This window comes from Alcaligenes phenolicus (assembly GCF_032063905.1).
Classification (GTDB): domain Bacteria; phylum Pseudomonadota; class Gammaproteobacteria; order Burkholderiales; family Burkholderiaceae_B; genus Alcaligenes; species Alcaligenes phenolicus.
In genome coordinates this window covers 284,008-300,264 of record NZ_DAMBOE010000002.1, presented here as the reverse complement: position 1 = coordinate 300,264, position 16,257 = coordinate 284,008, and the positions used below count along the sequence as shown (strand labels likewise).

The following is a 16,257-nucleotide window of genomic DNA, read 5'->3' as shown; positions in this document are numbered from 1 at the left end:
CTTGAACTTAAGGCACGGCAGGCAATACTCGACCAGCGCATTCACCAAAAGACAGGGTCGGGTAGCCATCTTGACGGCACAGGCCCTTCAAGATGATCTCGTCCTGATCTTCCAGGAATTTGCGCTGTTCGCCCCAAGGCAGATCAATGGGGTTCTTGCCGCCCTGGTTCATTTCCAGCAAGGAGCCTTCCTGACCTTTGGCCGGGCCGGACAAGGTGCCGGTGCCCAGCAGGTCTCCAGTTTGCAGATTGCAGCCGTTGACGCTGTGATGGGCGACCAGTTGGGCCACCGTCCAATACGCTTCTTTGAAGTTGCTGCGCGAGAGCAGAGCCGGATCTTTCTTTTGCTGGCGAGACTGCTCGGTGCTCAGGTACACCTCCAGTTCCACGTCCAGAACGCCACTTTCCTGGTTGGCCTGATCCTGCAAATAAGGCAGAGGTTGGGGATCGGAATCGGGACGGCTGAAGGGGCGACGGAAGGGAGCCAGGGCTTCCAGTGTCACTACCCAGGGGGAGATCGTCGAGGCAAAGTTCTTGGCCAGGAAAGGGCCCAGAGGCTGGTATTCCCAGGCTTGCAGATCGCGTGCCGACCAGTCATTGAACAGGCACAGACCAAAAACGTGTTCGTCTGCCTGAGCAATAGGAATACGGTGACCAGCTTCGTTGCCCTTGCCAATCAGAATGCCCATCTCCAGCTCGAAGTCCAGGCGCTGGCAAGGACCAAAGTTGGGCTGCTCCTGCCCCTCGGATGGGCGGGTCTGGCCGACGGGGCGCGGGAACTGCTGGCCGGATACCCCAATGCTGGAGGCGCGGCCGTGGTAGCCAATGGGTACCCACTTGTAGTTGGGCAGCAAGGGCGCATCGGGTCGGAACTGTTTACCCACTGCCGTTGCGTGGTGCACGGAAATATAGAAGTCGGTGTAGTCCCCAATCTGGGCGGGCAGGGCGTATTCCAGCTTGCTGCGCTCGATCAGCATGGGGCGCAGGCGCGACTCGGCTGAGGAGCCCTGGCGCAAGTCATGTGACAAGGCGGCACGCAGCGCGCTCCAGTATTCCTGACCCAAGGCCATCAGGCCGTTCAGGGCAGGTTTGACGCAAGCGGCCAGGGCGTCGGCGGCTTTGCCGTGCCAGGGGGTATCGCAGGCCAGCAGGCCCAGGTCCAGCGCGTAGGGGCCAATGGCCACCATGACGCGGAAGTCTTCCTGACTGTCACGGCGACGGGCCACGGCAAAGGGCAGGTTCTGGATGGGGAAACCGTTATCGGCCTCGTTGGCGCCGGGCACCCAGCTTTGCAGCTTGGGGTCGTGAGTGTCATTCAGATAAGGTCGGGTCATGCCTTTTGTTCCGTAGAGAAGTGTTTTTCCAGTCCGTCCCAGACGGCATCGTAATTGGCTTGCAGGCTGCCGCTTTGCAAGGCCTGTGGCGAGGGGCGGATGACTTTGCGGGTCTCGAACATAAAGGCCATGGTACCGCGCAGATAGTCTGCCTTGCTCAAGTCCGCACTGCTGGCCTTGTCGAAGGTGTTGGCATCGGGGCCATGCGGGCTCATGCAATTGTGCAGGCTGGAGCCGCCGGGTGCAAAGCCATCAGCCTTGGCATCGTACACACCCTGGATCAGGCCCATGAATTCGCTGGCGAAGTTACGGTGGAACCAAGGGGGGCGGAAGGTGTTTTCCATGGCCAGAATGCGTGGCGGGAAAATAGCAAAGTCCAGGTTGGCCGTGCCGGGGGTGTCGGAGGGCGAGGTCAATACGCTGAAAATGCAGGGATCGGGGTGATCGTAGCTGATCGAGCCGATCACATTGAAGTCGCGTAAATCATATTTGTAGGGGGCGTGCGTGCCATGCCAGGCCACCACGTCCAAGGGCGAGTGCGTCAATTGCGCAACCCAGAAGCCGCCTGTGAATTTGGTGACCAGCTCATGCGGCTCGCTGACATCTTCGTACCAGGCTACCGGCGTTTTGAAGTCACGGGCATTGGCCAGGCCGTTGGAGCCGATCGGACCCAGTTCGGGCAAACGCAGAGGGGCGCCGAAGTTTTCCAGCAAATAGCCACGGGCCACATCGTCCAGCAACTCCACCTTGAAGCGGACGCCACGCGGCATGACGGCAATCTCGCAAGGCTCGATTTCCATGATGCCCAGTTCGCTGACCAGCCGCAGGCGACCCTGTTCGGGCACGAACATCATTTCGGCGTCGGCGTTATAGAACACGCGCCGTCCCATGGACTGGTTGATGGCGTACAAATGGATGGCAACGCCGCTTTGCGAGTCGCTGCTGCCATTGCCTGCCCAGGTATGGACACCAGCCAGAAAATCGGTCGGCTTGCCGGGCAGATTCAGCGGGCTCCAGCGCAGGCGATTGGGGTTGGCCGGGCCTTGTCCAAAGTCTTCGTTCCAGTGAGGAGCGCCTTCAAATGCCGTAAATGCTCCTTGCTTGGCGCTGGGGCGAATGCGGTACAGCCAGGAGCGGCGGTTATCGGCGCGTGGCGCGGTAAAGGCCGTGCCGGACAACTGCTCGGCATACAGCCCGTAAGGGCAGCGCTGCGGCGAGTTGCGTCCCAGTGGCAGCGCGCCGGGCAGAGCCTCGGTGGCAAAAGCGTTACCAAAACCAATCTGATAATTCAAAGAGCTCATTAGGGGTCTCCAGATTCAGGCAGCCTGCTCCAGGCAGGTCTGGCGGGCGGCGTCCAAGGCTTGCTTGATCACATCCAGCGAGCCGACATGATTGCACAGCAACAGCACCAAAGCGGCATTCATGGCATGACTTTGTGCTGTGCTCAGGCCTTGGTGGGCATCGATCAACATTTGGTAGAAATCGTCAGCCCGTTCCAGGGGGGTATCGGTATTCAGTGTAGACATGAAGCACTCTCCAGGAAATGGCCACAGGCTTTGTGCAAGGCAGCCTGGACAGCTTGCCCATCCAGGTGACGCCAGCGGGCGCACAGGTGTTGATCGGGGCGAATCAGATAGCAGGAACCGGGCCGGGCGTCGTAACGCTGGCGCAGCATATCCTGGCTGTCAATAATGCCACCCTGGGCTTGGGCAGCGCTGGTGCCAGCGGGCCAGACACGCAGGCGGGTCAAGAGACCTTGGGCGACCAGTTCGTCTACCACTTCAGACTGGCTGGCCTGGCCTTCGCCAAATTCCAGCAGGGTGAAGCCGCTGCCCAATTGACCCAGCCACCAGCCTTGTTGACCGTCTTGCTCGATAGGCGCATCGGGGACGCAGGCTCCTAGCGGTGTGGCCGTGGCGGAGAATTCGTGTGTGTCAGCCGTATTCAAGGGGCTGTCCGGGTAGGCGCTGGGCAAGGACAGGCGGCCGCTATTGACCAGTACACGGGCAAAGGCGTGGCGACGCGCCAGAATCAGGGCCGCATCACGGAACAGGCGGCTGACTTCGCTTTTAGGCGTAATGAAATCTGTTGAGCGGCTGGAATGGCGAATGTTCTCGTCTGCAGCCAATTCACGTTCATGGCTGTAGCTGTCCAGCAGGCTGTCGGGAGCCTGGGCATTCAGAACCAGATTCAGCTTCCAGGCCAGGTTGTCGGCATCCTGGATACCGCTATTGGCGCCGCGTGCGCCAAAAGGCGAGACACGGTGAGCCGAGTCTCCGGCAAACAGAATACGGCCATGGCGGAAGCGCTCCATGCGCTCGCAGGCAAAGGTGTAAATGCTGACCCATTCCAGCTCAAAGGGGGCGTCGGCACCCAGAAGGGCGCGAATGCGGGGCAGCACGTTTTCGGGTTTGACGGCTTCAACCGGGTCGGCATCCCAGCCCAATTGAAAGTCGATACGCCAGACATTGTCCGGCTGGCTGTGCAGCAAGACCGATTGATTGGGGTGGAAGGGCGGGTCAAACCAGAACCAGCGCTCGGCGGGAAAGTCGGCCTGCATGCGCACGTCTGCAATCAGGAAACGGTCCTTGAACACACGCCCGCTGCTGCTTTCACCTAAGGCACGGCGAATGGCCGAGCGCGAGCCGTCGCAGGCCAGCAGCCATTCTGCTTCCAGGGTGTAATTGCCTTGCTGGGTTTCTACGTCCAGATGCACGCCTTCTGCCTGGTTCACCACGTTCAGCACCTTATGGCCGGAACGCAGCTCGATCAGGGGCTGGGCGCAGACGGCTTCGTAGAGATAGCCTTCGCAGTAATACTGCTGCAAATTGATAAAGGCGGGGCGCTGGTGGCCTTCTTCGGGCCGCAAATTGAAGCTCCAGACTTCCTGGTTGCGGAAAAAAACCTTGCCCACATTCCAGGACACGCCTTTGTCCATCATGCGCGAGCCCACGCCCAATCGGTCCCAGATATCCAGAGTGCGTTTGGCAAAGCAAATGGCCCGCGATCCTTTGGACAGCGTGGTGTCGTCGTCCAGAATCACGACCCGGTGGCCTTTGGCCGCCAGATCCAGAGCCATGGTCAGCCCCACCGGGCCAGCGCCCACCACCACAACCGGGTGGCGGGCATGGGTAGCCGGTGGGGGCGCTTGCGTCAGCTCCAGGGTCTGGTAATTAATGTCTCCCATCTTCTTTCTCCCTGGCCTTGCGTCTTACTGACCTTCGAGCTGTTTCCACATTTCCAGATCGCGCTCGGCGGTCCAGATGCGTGGGTCTTCGTGGCCGTTGACTTCGTCGTAGGCACGGGATACGTCAAAGGGCATGCAGTGATCAAAAATGACCCAGTCTGCGTAGCGAGGCTTCATGAAATCGTAGGTTTCGCGGTAAATGGTCTTCAGATCTTTACCGGCGGCTGCGCCTTGTTGCACGCTGGAGTACAGGTCTGTCAGAAACGCGCGTGTACCGGCCAGAGCCTGACGCACTTCGGTGGCGTTCTTCAGTGCCGGGCCACGGCCAGGAACCATTTGTTCGGCTTTGAAGTCACCCAGACGGTCCAGTGTGCGAGGCCATTCGCGGAAGTAGCAGTCGCCTGCGTACGGGGTGGATTGGTATTCAACCAGGTCACCGGCGAACAGGATTTTCTGCTTGGGCAGCCAGGCAATGGTGTCGCCCTTGGTGTGGCCACGACCCACTTGCATCAGGTGCACTTCCAGATTGCCCAGGTCCACCGTCATATGACCTTCAAAGGTCATGGTGGGCCAGGTCAGGCCGGGAGGAATGGATTCGGCGTTGCGGAACAGGCGGGGGAAACGGCCGATTTCGCTGGCCTTGTCTTGCTCGCCACGTTCCACGATCAGGTCGTAGGTGTCGCGGCTGGCCAGGATTTCCTGAGCGTTGTAGGCCGAGGCACCCAACACGCGTACGGCGTGGTAGTGCGACAGCAAGACATACTTGATGGGTTTGTCGCTGACTTCGCGGATGCGGCGAATCACATCTTCAGCCATGACCGGCGTGGCCTGGGTGTCGATCACCATAATGGCCTCGTCACCAATGATGATGCCCGTGTTGGGATCACCTTCAGCCGTGTAGGCGTAGGCGTTGTCGGACAGTTTTTCAAAGGCAACGACTTTGTCTTCCAGGTCGTTATGCGAGGCGAAGGACTTGCTCATGAAAATGACTCCACAGTCGATAGGGATGGTGCCAGATTAGTTTATGGCGAATCAGTTAGATATAGGTGAATACCTGAATAGGGCAGGCTTAATTGGAAAAAAGCGGACGAGCGCCTGCCTGCCGGAACCGGCATCAGACGCTGTCAGAAAAAAGGGGGAGGGTTTAGCGGCGCTGGCAGCGCGAGCAGTAATAGGTCGCGCGTTGGCCTTGGACTATCCGTTTGATAGGCTGTTGGCAGCGTGGGCAGGGTTTGCCGGCACGCTCATACACATTGGCGTGAATGTCGAAGTAAGCGCCCGGTTCACCACTGGCATTGACGTAATCGCGCAAGGTGCTGCCCCCTGAGTCCAGGGCGGATTGCAAGGTGTTCAAGATGGCCGAGTGCAGTTTTTCGCAACGATGCAAGGAAACTTCACCGGCGGGCAGTTCGGGGTGAATACCGGCCAGGAACAAGGATTCGGAAGCGTAGATATTGCCGACTCCCACCACAATCTTGCCGCCCAGCAGAGCCTGTTTGATGGCAACGCGCCGCCCTTGCAGATGTCGGTGCAGATACTCGGGGGTGAACAGGGGATCGAAAGGTTCTACGCCTAAAGTACGTAGTAAAAGGTGGTTTTCCAGCGGGCCGTCCCTATGGGCGTGCCATAATATCGCACCAAATCGTCGTGGGTCGTGCAGCAGGAAGCGGGCCTCATCAAAGATCCATTCCGCATGATCATGCTTGCGGCGTTCTTCATCCAGATCCACACGACGCAAGGAGCCGGACATTCCTAAATGGATGATCTGGACACCTTGTTCAAAATGCAACAACAAGTATTTGCCTCGACGCGTGCAATTCTGGACGGCCTGGCCTTCAATCCATTGCGGCAAGGAGGCAGGCACGGGCCAGCGCAAACGGGGCTCGTGAACCAGGAATTGTCGGACATTTTTTCCCTGGATAACCGTCGCAATTCCGCGACGAGTTGTTTCAACTTCTGGCAGTTCAGGCATGGGGGGGTGATACCATCAACAAATCTGATTCCTTTATTGTGCCATCGGGCGTTTTGTCGCGCGTATCAGGGCACGGGTTTTTCTGGATGAATGCTCTGACCTTAGCACTAAAGCTGGGCCTGATGTCGTTGCTTGCAGCGGTTTCGGTGCAAGCCCAACCCTCACTTCCCATACTCAAGGCGGAGCCGCCTGCTGACAAGATTCGTTTGCGCAGCGGGCAATTGCCTTTGGTCAGCCTGACTTCGGACATTCTGTATCGCATTCTGGTTGCCGAAGTGGCTGCTTCGCGTGGTGAATACGACGTTGCCAGCCAGACTTTCCTGTCTTTGGCGCGTGACACCAGCGATCCTCGCCTGGCTCAAAACGCCTTTCAATACGCCATGGCCGACCGTGATTTGGGTCGCGCGCTGCGTGCCGCTAAAGAATGGGCCTTGCTGGCCCCGAATGATCCCGAAGCTAAAGCAACGGCTCTGGCCCTGGAAGCCTCCAGCGGTCAGACCGAAGGCTTGGCCGATGCCTTGTGGCTGCGTATCTCTCGCGCCCAGGATAAAGAGCAGGCCGTGGTGCAAGCCATGAGCATGGTCAGCAAGATGGTGGATCGCCGTTTGGCGCTGGAAGTGCTGGACAAGGCCTTGCAGCAACCCGTGCGCTCCTTGCCCATTGCCCGTCTGGCCTTGGCGGATACCGCCTGGAGCGCCGGGGACATGAGCCGGGCCGAGCGCGAAGCACGGGAAGCCCTGAAGCTGGACCCGCATTCCGAAGCCGCCGCGCAGCGCGTGCTGGAATACGGTATCAAGATTGATCCTTCGGCTGCCTTGCAAAGTGCACGTACCTTTGTGCGAGCCAATCCGGATAGCCGCAAGTTGCAACTGCTGCTGGCCAACCGTCTGGTAGAGCGCCAGCAGTTCGACGAAGCTCAAGCCATCGTCAGCGCCTTGCAACGCGCCAATCCTGAAGATTTTGATCTGCTCTACACCCAGGCCGAAATTCATATTCGTGCCCAGGAGTTTGACCAGGCCCGTAAATTGCTGGAGCAATACATTGCGGTCCAGCAGCAGCGCCGCCAGTCCTTGAACGACGCCGTCAACACGGCTTTGGCCAGTATTTCTGAAGCCCGCTTGTCCTTGGTGCAAATTGCTGAAGCTCAGGGCGATATGAACGAAGCCATTCGCCAGCTGGACTTGATTGAAGAGCCCGCGCTGCGTTTCCAGGCCCAGATTCATAAAGCCGTCCTGCAGGCTCGCCAAGGCAATCTGCCGCAAGCACGTCGTACCCTGGAGAGCTCTCGCCCACGCGACATGAGCGAACAGGTCGTTGTGGCTTTGACGTATTCCTCTATCTACCAAGACAGCGGTCGTACCGACCAGGCTCTGGAAGTGCTGGAGCGGGCGGACCGTGAGTTGCCCGATAGCGCCGAGATCAAATACAACCTGGCCATGTTGTACGAGCAGCGCGCCAAGCACGACAAGTTTGAAACCTTGATGCGTCGTGTTATTGAGCTGCGCCCGGACCATGCCAATGCGTATAACGCCTTGGGATACACCTATGCGGATCAGAATCGCCGTCTGGACGAGGCCCAGGATTTGCTGGAACGCGCCATGGAGCTGGAGCCGGACAATCCTTATATTCTGGACAGCGTGGGCTGGTATCTGTTCCGTGTTGGCGATCTGCAAGCCGCGCTGGAATACTTGCAGCGTTCCTACGAGCGCCTGCCTGAAGCGGACGTTGCCGCCCACCTGGGTGAAGTGTTGTGGGTCAAAGGCCGTCGTGATGATGCCATGCTGGTCTTTCGGGCTGGCTTGAGCAAAGACCCCGAAAACCGAACACTGACAGAAACCATCAAGCGTCTGGGAGTACCGCTGCCGTGAGTATCTTGAAACAGCGGGCTTGGACCCGAGCAGGGGCTTTGGCCCTGGTTGCTTTGCTCAGTGCTTGTGCGACACCGCCCAAATCTGACCTTGGCAGCGTTACGGATGCGTCGCAAGCGGCAAGCGCCTTGTCTCGTTCAGGCCGTTTTGCGCTGAGCGTGACTCACTCCAGCTCGCAGGTCGAAGCCGTGCAGGGTGGTTTTTCCTGGCGTGATGATGGCCAAAAGCTGATGCTGGATTTGAGCAATCCCCTGGGTAATACCTTGGCGCGAGTCTGGGTGCTACCGGGGCGCGCCATTCTGGAACGCACAGACGGTAGTCAGGAAATGGCCTCCCATCCCGATGCCCTGGTTGAACAGGTCTTGGGCAGTCCCGTTCCTGTTGCAGGCTTGCGTGACTGGCTGCATGGCCGCACGGGTAGTGCTTCGGTTCAAAGCGAACGCCGGGATGATCAGCAAAAGCTAAGCAGTTTTGAACAGTCCGGCTGGCGTGTGACGCTGTCGCGTTACGACGAACAGGGCCCGCGCTTGCTGCAATTGAATCGTCATGAGGCCAATCGCTCCATCAGCGTGCGTTTGGTCGTGGATCAGTAAAGCCCCGAGCAGGTTTGTGTAATGGCGCTCTACAACGTCCCGGCTCCGGCCAAGATCAATCTGTTTTTGCACGTCACGGGTCGTCGTGAGGACGGCTACCATTTCTTGCAAACCGCTTTTCGTTTTGTCGACCTGAATGATTACCTGAGCTTCGTACCACGCAGCGATGGGCAGATCCATCGGGCACACAGTACCTTGAGCGATGTGGAGCCTGAGCAGGATCTGGTGATCAAAGCGGCTCGTGCCCTGCAGCAGGCGACGGGCACCCGCCAGGGCGTAGACATCTCTTGTATCAAGAATATTCCTTCGGGAGCGGGGATGGGCGGCGGCTCCAGCGATGCGGCCACCACCTTGATTGCCCTGAATCGTTTATGGAACTTGGGCCTGAGCCGTCAGGCCTTGATGGATATTGGCTTGCCCCTGGGCGCCGATGTACCGGTTTTTGTATTCGGACAGGCCGCATTTGCCCAAGGGGTGGGTGAGCAGTTGCAGGCCATTCAGATGCCGCCACGACACTACATCATCATCCGTCCGCCGCAATTTATATCCACGGGGGAAATATTTACCTCCGAATGCTTGACACGTGATCAAAAACCCATCACAATGACGTTCTTTACTGATTGGCAAGAAAAATTCTGGCAAGCCAAGGACGACAATCCTTATTTTGGCAGAAATAATCTGGAGTCAGTAGCATTCAGTCTTTACCCTGGTTTAAAAAATTTAAAACAGGGCTTGCAAAAATTAAAATTGAATGCTAGAATGACGGGCTCAGGTTCTTGTTTGTTTGTTGAGTGCAGAGACGAACAAAGCGCCAAGACAGGTCAGTTTGAAATTGACCAAAATAGCAGTAAAATAGATTTTTCTGGTAGCGAAGAATCAAATAGTGGTAAATTGCTGGTCGAACAAACTTGGGTTTGTTCAGGTTTGCAAGATCATCCGCTACGCGACTGGATTAAGTAAGTATTTGGGGAATCGCCAAGCTGGTTAAGGCACTGGATTTTGATTCCAGCATGCGAAGGTTCGAATCCTTCTTCCCCAGCCACCTTTCAGGCCTAGCCTGCGATAATGTAAAGCTGTTGAGTCGTTTCCTTGTAGGGGTTTCGATCAACAGCTTTGCTTTTCCTGCATCAAAATCTATCTCCCATCATGGCACAAGACCGATTCATGATCTTCACCGGCACGGCTAATCCTCGCCTTGCTGTCGATGTCGTCAACCACCTTGATATGTCGCTGGGGAAAATGACGGTGGGTCGCTTCTCTGATGGGGAAGCCATGGTTGAAATCAACGAGAACGTGCGCGGTCGCGATGTTTTCGTTCTGCAGCCCACCTGTGCTCCCACCAACGACAATCTGATGGAAATCATGGTGATGGTCGATGCCTTGCGCCGTGCTTCGGCCGGTCGCATCACCGCCGCCATCCCTTACTTTGGTTACGCCCGCCAGGATCGACGTCCCCGCTCGGCGCGTGTGTCGATCTCTGCCAAGGTCGTAGCCAATATGCTGCAAGTGGTCGGTGTTGATCGCGTCATGATGATGGATCTGCACGCTGACCAAATCCAGGGTTTCTTTGATATCCCTGTCGACAATATCTACGCTTCCCCCATTTTGCTGGGCGATATCTGGCGCTGTAACTACCAGGATATGGTTGTTGTCTCGCCTGACATCGGCGGTGTGGTGCGCGCACGTGCATTGGCCAAGCAACTGGAAGTGGACCTGGCCATTATCGACAAGCGTCGCCCACGTGCCAACGTATCCGAAGTCATGAACATCATTGGTGACGTCAACGGACGCACCTGCATCCTGATGGACGACATGGTGGATACGGCCGGCACGCTGTGCAAGGCGGCTGAAGCTCTGAAAGAGCGCGGTGCCAAGGCGGTTTACGCCTACTGTACGCACCCTGTGCTCTCGGGCGAAGCTATCGAACGTATTACGCAGTCCCAATTGAACGAGCTGGTTGTCACGGACACCATTCCTTTGTCCGCCAAGGCACGTGAATGCAGCAAGATCCGCCAGCTGTCCTGTGCAGCACTGTTGGGCGAGACCATCTTGCGTATCTCCAACGCCGAGTCCGTCAGCTCCTTGTTCACTGATTAAGTTTTTTAGCGTGCGCTGGTCGCGGCGCACGTCAACTTGGTAGTTCGCTACCACTTTCCGCAGTACGTATTAAGCGTTCTGCAATTGGAGTTCTACATGAAATTCACCGCTACTTCGCGTGATGTACAGGGTACGGGTGCGAGCCGCCGCCTGCGTCGCGCTGGCCAGGTTCCCGCTATCGTTTACGGTGGCGACGAACAACCCGTCGTGATCGCTCTGGATCACAACGAGACCTACCACAACCTGCGCAAAGAAGCCTTCCACGCTTCCATCCTGACGATGGAACTGGACGGTAAAGCTGAAAAAGTGCTGTTGCGCTCGGTTCAGTGGCACCCTTACAAGCAGCAAGTTCTGCACGTTGATTTCCAACGCGTTCTGGCTTCGCAAGCCATCACCACCAAAGTTCCTCTGAACTTTGAAGGTGGCGATGTGTCCCCAGCCGTCAAGCTGAGCAGCCAAGTTATCAGCCACATCCTGACTGAACTGGAAATCACCTGCTTGCCAGCTAACCTGCCAGCGTCCATCACTGTGGACCTGAGCGGCATGACTGCCAATGCCAACGTGCACCTGGACAGCATCAAGCTGCCACGTGGTGTTACTTACGCTGGCAACGAAGCCAACCCTCTGCTGGCTGCTGCTTTGCCAGTTGGCGGTGGTGCTGCTGCTTCGGAAGCAACAGAAGAAAGCGCCGAGTAATCAAGATTGCCAGCCGGCTTCGGTCGGCTTGCAGCTTGGCGAATCAACCCCTGTCAGCGTATGCTGGCGGGGGTTTGTTATTTGTGCCTGCGCCTTTGCCGGTGTAGGCGCTTTCTGCGAAAACATTCATGTCTGAGCCTATCCGTTTGATTGTTGGCCTGGGTAATCCTGGCCCTGAGTACGAAACCACCCGCCACAATGCGGGCTTTTGGTTGGCAGACCAGTTGGCTGATGATCTGCATGCAACGTTCAACCTGGAAAAATCCTTTTTCTCCTGGGTGGCCAAAGCACGTTTTGAAGGTGAAAACGTCATCATCGCCAAACCCATTACCTTCATGAACAAGTCCGGGCAAGCCGCCGGCGCCTTGATGCGTTTCTACAAGCTCAAGCCCGAGCAAGTCCTGGTCCTGCACGATGAGCTGGATTTGCTGCCCGGTCAGGTGAAGATGAAAAAAGGCGGTGGACACGCCGGGCATAACGGCCTGCGCGACATCCAGTCCGCCTTTGGTACACCGGATTTCTGGCGTTTGCGCCTGGGCATTGGTCACCCCCGCACCTTGGGCCTGGCTCAACAAGTGGTGAACTTTGTCCTGCATACCCCTCGCAATGAAGAGCTGCGCGAGATTGAAGACGGCATGAACCGTTGCCGGGTCATGATGCCTGCCTTGCTGCGTGGCGACTTTGAGCAGGCGACCCGCCAGCTTTACGCGCCCCAGAAGGCTTGACGCATGAAGCCAGCGCCAAGCAGCCAGATGCGTTTCCGGGACGAGCTTAAGGATTTCTTCTATTTTCTGCGTCACCCTCGCAGCGCCCGGCGCTTGCCTGGCCGAGTGCAGGGTGACGGCTGGTATCTGGACTGGTTTGCTCCCTTGCCCTGGAAGCGTCTGCTGCAATGGGCGGGCATGCTTTGGCTGATCAATGCGCTGGTACTGGGCCCGATCGCTGTCTCGGTTGCAGGTGTGGGTGGTGCGCAGCATCGCCTGGACCCGACGCGTATTCCCTGGGTGCAAGCCATTATCTGGGCACCTATTGTGGAAGAGCTGGTCTTTCGTTTCGTGCTGAGACGGCCATCACAATGGCTGACGGTTGTTCCGCTGGCGGTGTTTCTGATGTTTCAGGGACCAAACTGGTGGTTGATACAAGGCTTGCTGGTCTTGTGCCTGGCTGTCTGGATCAGCCGTTATACCGGCATGCCACGCCAAGCCTTGCCCGCCGGCAGTAGCTGGTGGCGCAAGCTGGTGGGTGCCTTGCAGGGAAGGGCATGGCGCTTTTCATCCATGCGACGCTATTGGCGTTTCTTTCCCTGGGTGTTTTATGGTGCAACGCTGGCTTTTGGAGCGCTGCATTTGTATAACTTCCAGCTCAACAGTATGAGCTGGTATTTGCTGCCCATGCTGGTGCTGCCCCAATGTTTGACAGGGTTGGTACTGGCCTGGCTGCGAGTGCGTCGAGGCATTGGGGCATCGATCGTGCTGCATGCCATCTTCAATGGTGGCCCGGTCTTGCTGATTATTGGCTTGCTCAAACTGTTTGACGGCATCCCAGTCTAGACAAGCCCGCGTTTCAAGGCGCTATCCTGTGTCCCCGGCACGACTGTTCTGATCTGTCTGCAGGCTCTGTAGCGCCCAAGGGCGCTACAATAGCGCATCGTTTATATAACTCTTTGATTTTCAGGATACTCATGGCACTGCAATGCGGCATCGTTGGCTTGCCCAACGTTGGTAAATCCACTCTGTTCAACGCTCTGACCAAAGCCGGCATTGCGGCTGAAAACTACCCCTTCTGCACCATCGAACCGAACGTCGGTGTGGTCGAAGTTCCTGACCAGCGTTTGCAAGATCTGGCCAAGATCGTGAACCCCGAGCGCATTTTGCCTGCCGTGGTGGAATTTGTAGACATCGCCGGTCTGGTCGCGGGTGCTTCCAAAGGCGAAGGCCTGGGTAATCAGTTCCTGGCCAATATCCGTGAAACCGACGCTACCGTGCATGTGGTGCGCTGTTTTGCCGATGACAACGTGATTCACGTTGCCGGTAAAGTGGATCCCCTGGCTGACATCGAAATCATCAACACCGAATTGGCTCTGGCTGACCTGGGCGTGGTTGAAAAAGCCGTGCATCGCAATCAAAAGCTGGCTCGCTCGGGCGATAAAGATGCCGCCAAGCTGGTGGCCTTGCTGGAGCGTATTGAAAAAGCCCTGGGCGAAGGCAAGTCCGTGCGTTCGTTGAAATTGGACGCTGAAGAGCTGCATCAGATCAAATCTTACGGTTTCATCACCGCCAAGCCCACCATGTACGTGGCCAACGTGAAAGAAGACGGTTTCACTAACAACCCACACCTGGAAGCTGTACAGAATTACGCTGCTGCCGATGGTGCTCCTGTTGTGGCTGTATGTGCTGCCGTAGAAGCTGAAATCGCTGAGCTGGATGATGCAGACAAGCTCGAATTCCTGTCTGATCTGGGCATGGAAGAGCCTGGCCTGAACCGCGTTATCCGCGCTGCCTACAGCCTGCTGGGCCTGCAAACTTACTTCACTGCAGGTGTTAAAGAAGTCCGCGCCTGGACCATCCGCGTGGGCGATACCGCCCCTCAAGCTGCAGGCGTGATCCACACCGACTTCGAGCGCGGCTTTATCCGTGCACAGACCATCGCTTTTGATGACTTTGTGGCCTGCAAGGGCGAACAAGGTGCCAAGGAAGCGGGCAAGATGCGCGCTGAAGGTAAGGAATATGTCGTGAAAGATGGCGACGTGCTGAACTTCTTGTTCAACGTCTAAGCTTCTTGCAAGTGTTGTAGATGTGGCCGGTGCCTGGGATCAGGCACCGGCCATTTTTCTGCTATTATCTATAACACTTAGTGTTATAAATTACGCTTGAGGCTGTGGTGAGAGTTTTCAAAAATGCATGGTTCGAGCGGTTCGCCCGCAAACAGGGCATTGCGGACCTGGCGCTTTTGGACGCGATTACACGAGCCGAGCGTGGACTTGTCGATGCGGATCTAGGCGGGGGCTTGGTCAAGCAACGTGTCGCCCGTAGTGGTCAGGGCAAATCGGGCGGGTTTCGGAGCATTATTTTCTACCGTACAAACGAGCGTGCTTTCTTTGTATATGGTTTTGCTAAAAGTGATCGCGCCAATATCGATGCGGATGAAGAAGCGGCGTTCAAGAAGGCTGCCGCATATGTGTTGGGTTTGTCAGAAGCCCATTTGGCCCAACTGATCAGCATGGGGCAATTTACGGAGGTACATGATAATGACAAAAAAATATCGAAGTGAAGCTCACGCTGCAATCCATGAAACGATGCAGGCCTTGCAAGAAGTTGGCGCTATCGACAAACAGACCATGCGTGAGTTTGATGAGTCTTGTTTAACGCCAGTCCTGCCTATGCCGCCTGAGCGTATTCGTGCTTTGCGTGAACGTGAGCATCTTTCGCAGCCTGTGTTTGCACTCTATTTGAATGTCAGTAAAAACCTGGTTTCCGACTGGGAGCGTGGAGTAAAAAAACCGGGTGGCCCTGCTTTGCGCCTGTTGACGGTGGTCGAGAAGAAAGGTATTCAAGCAATCGCTTGATTCTCTTACCGTTGCTTGACCACGCTGTATTTGATCTCCTATCCAGCGACGCGTTAGGCGTTTTGGGGCTTCGGGACTGGCAGGGCTGCATTGAGGAAAGCAGCCCTGCCAGTCCTTATGCTTGTTTTGTGTCGCTCATACTGATTTTGAAGAGACCTTGTTGAATGCGGGATCCTGAAAATCCAAATAGCCAGTTGCAAGCTGCCTTGGAGCTTGTGCAAAAAATTCTGAGCCTTGATCTGCAGGCTCTCTATCTGCACGGCTCGGCTGTGGCAGGAGGACTGCGGCCACACAGTGATCTGGATATATTGGCGGTGGTTGATGCTCCCCTGACAGATGAGCAGCGTCAGGATCTGATTGCGGCTTTATTATCTATTTCAGCCCCTCATCCTGCTACGGCCGGTGGTCCGCGTTGTATCGAGCTGGTGGTGTGTCGTCTGGCTGATCTTCAACGCAATGAGCATCCGGCCAAGGTGGAGTTTATCTACGGCGAATGGCTGCGTGATGCCTTCAGGGAGGGCTACTTGTCCGACGCCGCTGCTGACCCGGAATACACCTTGCTCTTGGCCCAGGCTCGTCAGCAGGCGCAGTTGTTACGGGGTAGGGATGTGCTGGCAGATGTTCCTGCCACGCCAATTGAGCATATACGCCAGGCGATGCGGGATGGTGTAGAGCCCTTGTATGAAGGGCTGCGTGGAGACGAGCGCAATGTTCTGCTGACTTTGGCACGCATGTGGCGCACAGGTGTTCATGGGGACTTTGTGACTAAGGAACAGGCGGCTGAGTGGGCTATTCCCAGCCTGCCTGCGGAGTTGGCCAAGACTTTGGAATATGCGCGTCTGGCGTATATCGGTGAGGTGCTTGATCGCTGGGACACAAGGGGCGAGGAAGCAGAGCGTTTGGCGCAGGCACTACTTGGGAACATTAAGCAGGCTTTGTAAGAGTG

17 protein-coding genes and 1 tRNA gene are annotated in these 16,257 nt (G+C 56.8%); 12 read left to right on the top strand and 6 right to left on the bottom strand.

Features of this window, described 5'->3' with window-relative positions; translation table 11 throughout:
- Nucleotides 1–7 precede the first annotated feature (7 nt).
- From fahA to mutM, 6 genes are all read right to left on the bottom strand, one after another.
- The gene (gene fahA / locus U2949_RS04790) at nt 8–1,333 is read right to left on the bottom strand and encodes a fumarylacetoacetase (protein WP_321286424.1); all 1,326 of its coding nucleotides are present in this window, start codon (nt 1,331–1,333) and stop codon (nt 8–10) included.
- Nucleotides 1,330–2,634, bottom strand: coding sequence for a homogentisate 1,2-dioxygenase (hmgA, locus tag U2949_RS04785; RefSeq protein WP_026485049.1), 1,305 nt, complete (start codon nt 2,632–2,634; stop codon nt 1,330–1,332). Before hmgA ends, fahA begins: the two co-directional genes overlap by 4 nt.
- 15 nt (nt 2,635–2,649) lie before the next feature.
- Nucleotides 2,650–2,859 (bottom strand): DUF2783 domain-containing protein, encoded by a 210-nt coding sequence (locus U2949_RS04780; protein WP_009461092.1) that lies wholly within the window; start codon nt 2,857–2,859, stop codon nt 2,650–2,652.
- Entirely contained in the window at nt 2,847–4,520 is a 1,674-nt protein-coding gene (locus U2949_RS04775) for an FAD-dependent oxidoreductase (protein ID WP_321286423.1), read from the bottom strand. The genes U2949_RS04780 and U2949_RS04775 overlap by 13 nt, the downstream gene beginning before the upstream one ends.
- 24 nt (nt 4,521–4,544) lie before the next feature.
- The gene (locus U2949_RS04770; protein ID WP_009461090.1) at nt 4,545–5,501 is read right to left on the bottom strand and encodes an MBL fold metallo-hydrolase; all 957 of its coding nucleotides are present in this window, start codon (nt 5,499–5,501) and stop codon (nt 4,545–4,547) included.
- Nucleotides 5,502–5,664: 163 nt separating this feature from the next.
- Nucleotides 5,665–6,492, bottom strand: coding sequence for a bifunctional DNA-formamidopyrimidine glycosylase/DNA-(apurinic or apyrimidinic site) lyase (mutM, locus tag U2949_RS04765; protein ID WP_026485051.1), 828 nt, complete (start codon nt 6,490–6,492; stop codon nt 5,665–5,667).
- A 122-nt stretch (nt 6,493–6,614) separates the two neighbouring features.
- Between mutM and U2949_RS04760 the strand changes: the two genes are divergently transcribed.
- The 12 genes from U2949_RS04760 (at nt 6,615) to U2949_RS04705 (ending at nt 16,252) form a co-directional block, all read left to right on the top strand.
- The gene (locus U2949_RS04760) at nt 6,615–8,360 is read left to right on the top strand and encodes a tetratricopeptide repeat protein (protein ID WP_257723954.1); all 1,746 of its coding nucleotides are present in this window, start codon (nt 6,615–6,617) and stop codon (nt 8,358–8,360) included.
- A 2-nt stretch (nt 8,361–8,362) separates the two neighbouring features.
- Nucleotides 8,363–8,953 carry a lipoprotein insertase outer membrane protein LolB gene (gene lolB / locus U2949_RS04755; protein WP_407654166.1) on the top strand — a complete coding sequence of 197 codons (591 nt, stop codon included), beginning with the start codon at nt 8,363–8,365 and terminating at the stop codon, nt 8,951–8,953.
- A 21-nt stretch (nt 8,954–8,974) separates the two neighbouring features.
- The gene (gene ispE / locus U2949_RS04750) at nt 8,975–9,913 is read left to right on the top strand and encodes a 4-(cytidine 5'-diphospho)-2-C-methyl-D-erythritol kinase (RefSeq protein ID WP_321286420.1); all 939 of its coding nucleotides are present in this window, start codon (nt 8,975–8,977) and stop codon (nt 9,911–9,913) included.
- A 5-nt stretch (nt 9,914–9,918) separates the two neighbouring features.
- Nucleotides 9,919–9,995 (top strand) — tRNA-Gln (locus U2949_RS04745).
- Between the two features lie 104 nt (nt 9,996–10,099).
- Complete coding sequence (locus U2949_RS04740; protein ID WP_009461085.1) at nt 10,100–11,050, top strand: ribose-phosphate pyrophosphokinase; 951 nt, start codon at nt 10,100–10,102, stop codon at nt 11,048–11,050.
- A gap of 96 nt (nt 11,051–11,146) precedes the next feature.
- Nucleotides 11,147–11,746, top strand: coding sequence for a 50S ribosomal protein L25/general stress protein Ctc (locus U2949_RS04735; RefSeq protein WP_009461084.1), 600 nt, complete (start codon nt 11,147–11,149; stop codon nt 11,744–11,746).
- Between the two features lie 128 nt (nt 11,747–11,874).
- The gene (gene pth, locus U2949_RS04730; protein ID WP_009461083.1) at nt 11,875–12,471 is read left to right on the top strand and encodes an aminoacyl-tRNA hydrolase; all 597 of its coding nucleotides are present in this window, start codon (nt 11,875–11,877) and stop codon (nt 12,469–12,471) included.
- A gap of 3 nt (nt 12,472–12,474) precedes the next feature.
- Nucleotides 12,475–13,296: a CPBP family glutamic-type intramembrane protease gene (locus tag U2949_RS04725; RefSeq protein WP_321286416.1), complete on the top strand. Its 822-nt coding sequence runs from the start codon at nt 12,475–12,477 to the stop codon at nt 13,294–13,296.
- Nucleotides 13,297–13,427: 131 nt separating this feature from the next.
- Nucleotides 13,428–14,519, top strand: a complete 1,092-nt coding sequence (gene ychF, locus U2949_RS04720; protein WP_026485056.1) for a redox-regulated ATPase YchF — start codon at nt 13,428–13,430, stop codon at nt 14,517–14,519.
- 107 nt (nt 14,520–14,626) lie between these two features.
- Entirely contained in the window at nt 14,627–15,016 is a 390-nt protein-coding gene (locus tag U2949_RS04715) for a type II toxin-antitoxin system RelE/ParE family toxin (protein ID WP_257723951.1), read from the top strand.
- Nucleotides 14,994–15,311, top strand: a complete 318-nt coding sequence (locus U2949_RS04710; RefSeq protein WP_026485058.1) for a helix-turn-helix domain-containing protein — start codon at nt 14,994–14,996, stop codon at nt 15,309–15,311. Before U2949_RS04715 ends, U2949_RS04710 begins: the two co-directional genes overlap by 23 nt.
- A gap of 164 nt (nt 15,312–15,475) precedes the next feature.
- On the top strand, nt 15,476–16,252 hold the full coding sequence (locus U2949_RS04705; protein ID WP_026485059.1) for an aminoglycoside adenylyltransferase domain-containing protein: 777 nt from the start codon (nt 15,476–15,478) through the stop codon (nt 16,250–16,252).
- Nucleotides 16,253–16,257: the final 5 nt, after the last annotated feature.

What these genes read in the sequence shown, in the direction of transcription:
- fahA (WP_321286424.1), bottom strand. Translation starts at nt 1,333, where the DNA reads ATGACCCGACCTTATCTGAATGACACTCACGACCCCAAGCTGCAAAGC.
- hmgA (WP_026485049.1), bottom strand. Translation starts at nt 2,634, where the DNA reads ATGAGCTCTTTGAATTATCAGATTGGTTTTGGTAACGCTTTTGCCACC.
- U2949_RS04780 (WP_009461092.1), bottom strand. Translation starts at nt 2,859, where the DNA reads ATGTCTACACTGAATACCGATACCCCCCTGGAACGGGCTGACGATTTC.
- U2949_RS04775 (WP_321286423.1), bottom strand. Translation starts at nt 4,520, where the DNA reads ATGGGAGACATTAATTACCAGACCCTGGAGCTGACGCAAGCGCCCCCA.
- U2949_RS04770 (WP_009461090.1), bottom strand. Translation starts at nt 5,501, where the DNA reads ATGAGCAAGTCCTTCGCCTCGCATAACGACCTGGAAGACAAAGTCGTT.
- mutM (WP_026485051.1), bottom strand. Translation starts at nt 6,492, where the DNA reads ATGCCTGAACTGCCAGAAGTTGAAACAACTCGTCGCGGAATTGCGACG.
- U2949_RS04760 (WP_257723954.1), top strand. Translation starts at nt 6,615, where the DNA reads ATGTCGTTGCTTGCAGCGGTTTCGGTGCAAGCCCAACCCTCACTTCCC.
- ispE (WP_321286420.1), top strand. Translation starts at nt 8,975, where the DNA reads ATGGCGCTCTACAACGTCCCGGCTCCGGCCAAGATCAATCTGTTTTTG.
- U2949_RS04740 (WP_009461085.1), top strand. Translation starts at nt 10,100, where the DNA reads ATGGCACAAGACCGATTCATGATCTTCACCGGCACGGCTAATCCTCGC.
- U2949_RS04735 (WP_009461084.1), top strand. Translation starts at nt 11,147, where the DNA reads ATGAAATTCACCGCTACTTCGCGTGATGTACAGGGTACGGGTGCGAGC.
- pth (WP_009461083.1), top strand. Translation starts at nt 11,875, where the DNA reads ATGTCTGAGCCTATCCGTTTGATTGTTGGCCTGGGTAATCCTGGCCCT.
- U2949_RS04725 (WP_321286416.1), top strand. Translation starts at nt 12,475, where the DNA reads ATGAAGCCAGCGCCAAGCAGCCAGATGCGTTTCCGGGACGAGCTTAAG.
- ychF (WP_026485056.1), top strand. Translation starts at nt 13,428, where the DNA reads ATGGCACTGCAATGCGGCATCGTTGGCTTGCCCAACGTTGGTAAATCC.
- U2949_RS04710 (WP_026485058.1), top strand. Translation starts at nt 14,994, where the DNA reads ATGACAAAAAAATATCGAAGTGAAGCTCACGCTGCAATCCATGAAACG.
- U2949_RS04705 (WP_026485059.1), top strand. Translation starts at nt 15,476, where the DNA reads ATGCGGGATCCTGAAAATCCAAATAGCCAGTTGCAAGCTGCCTTGGAG.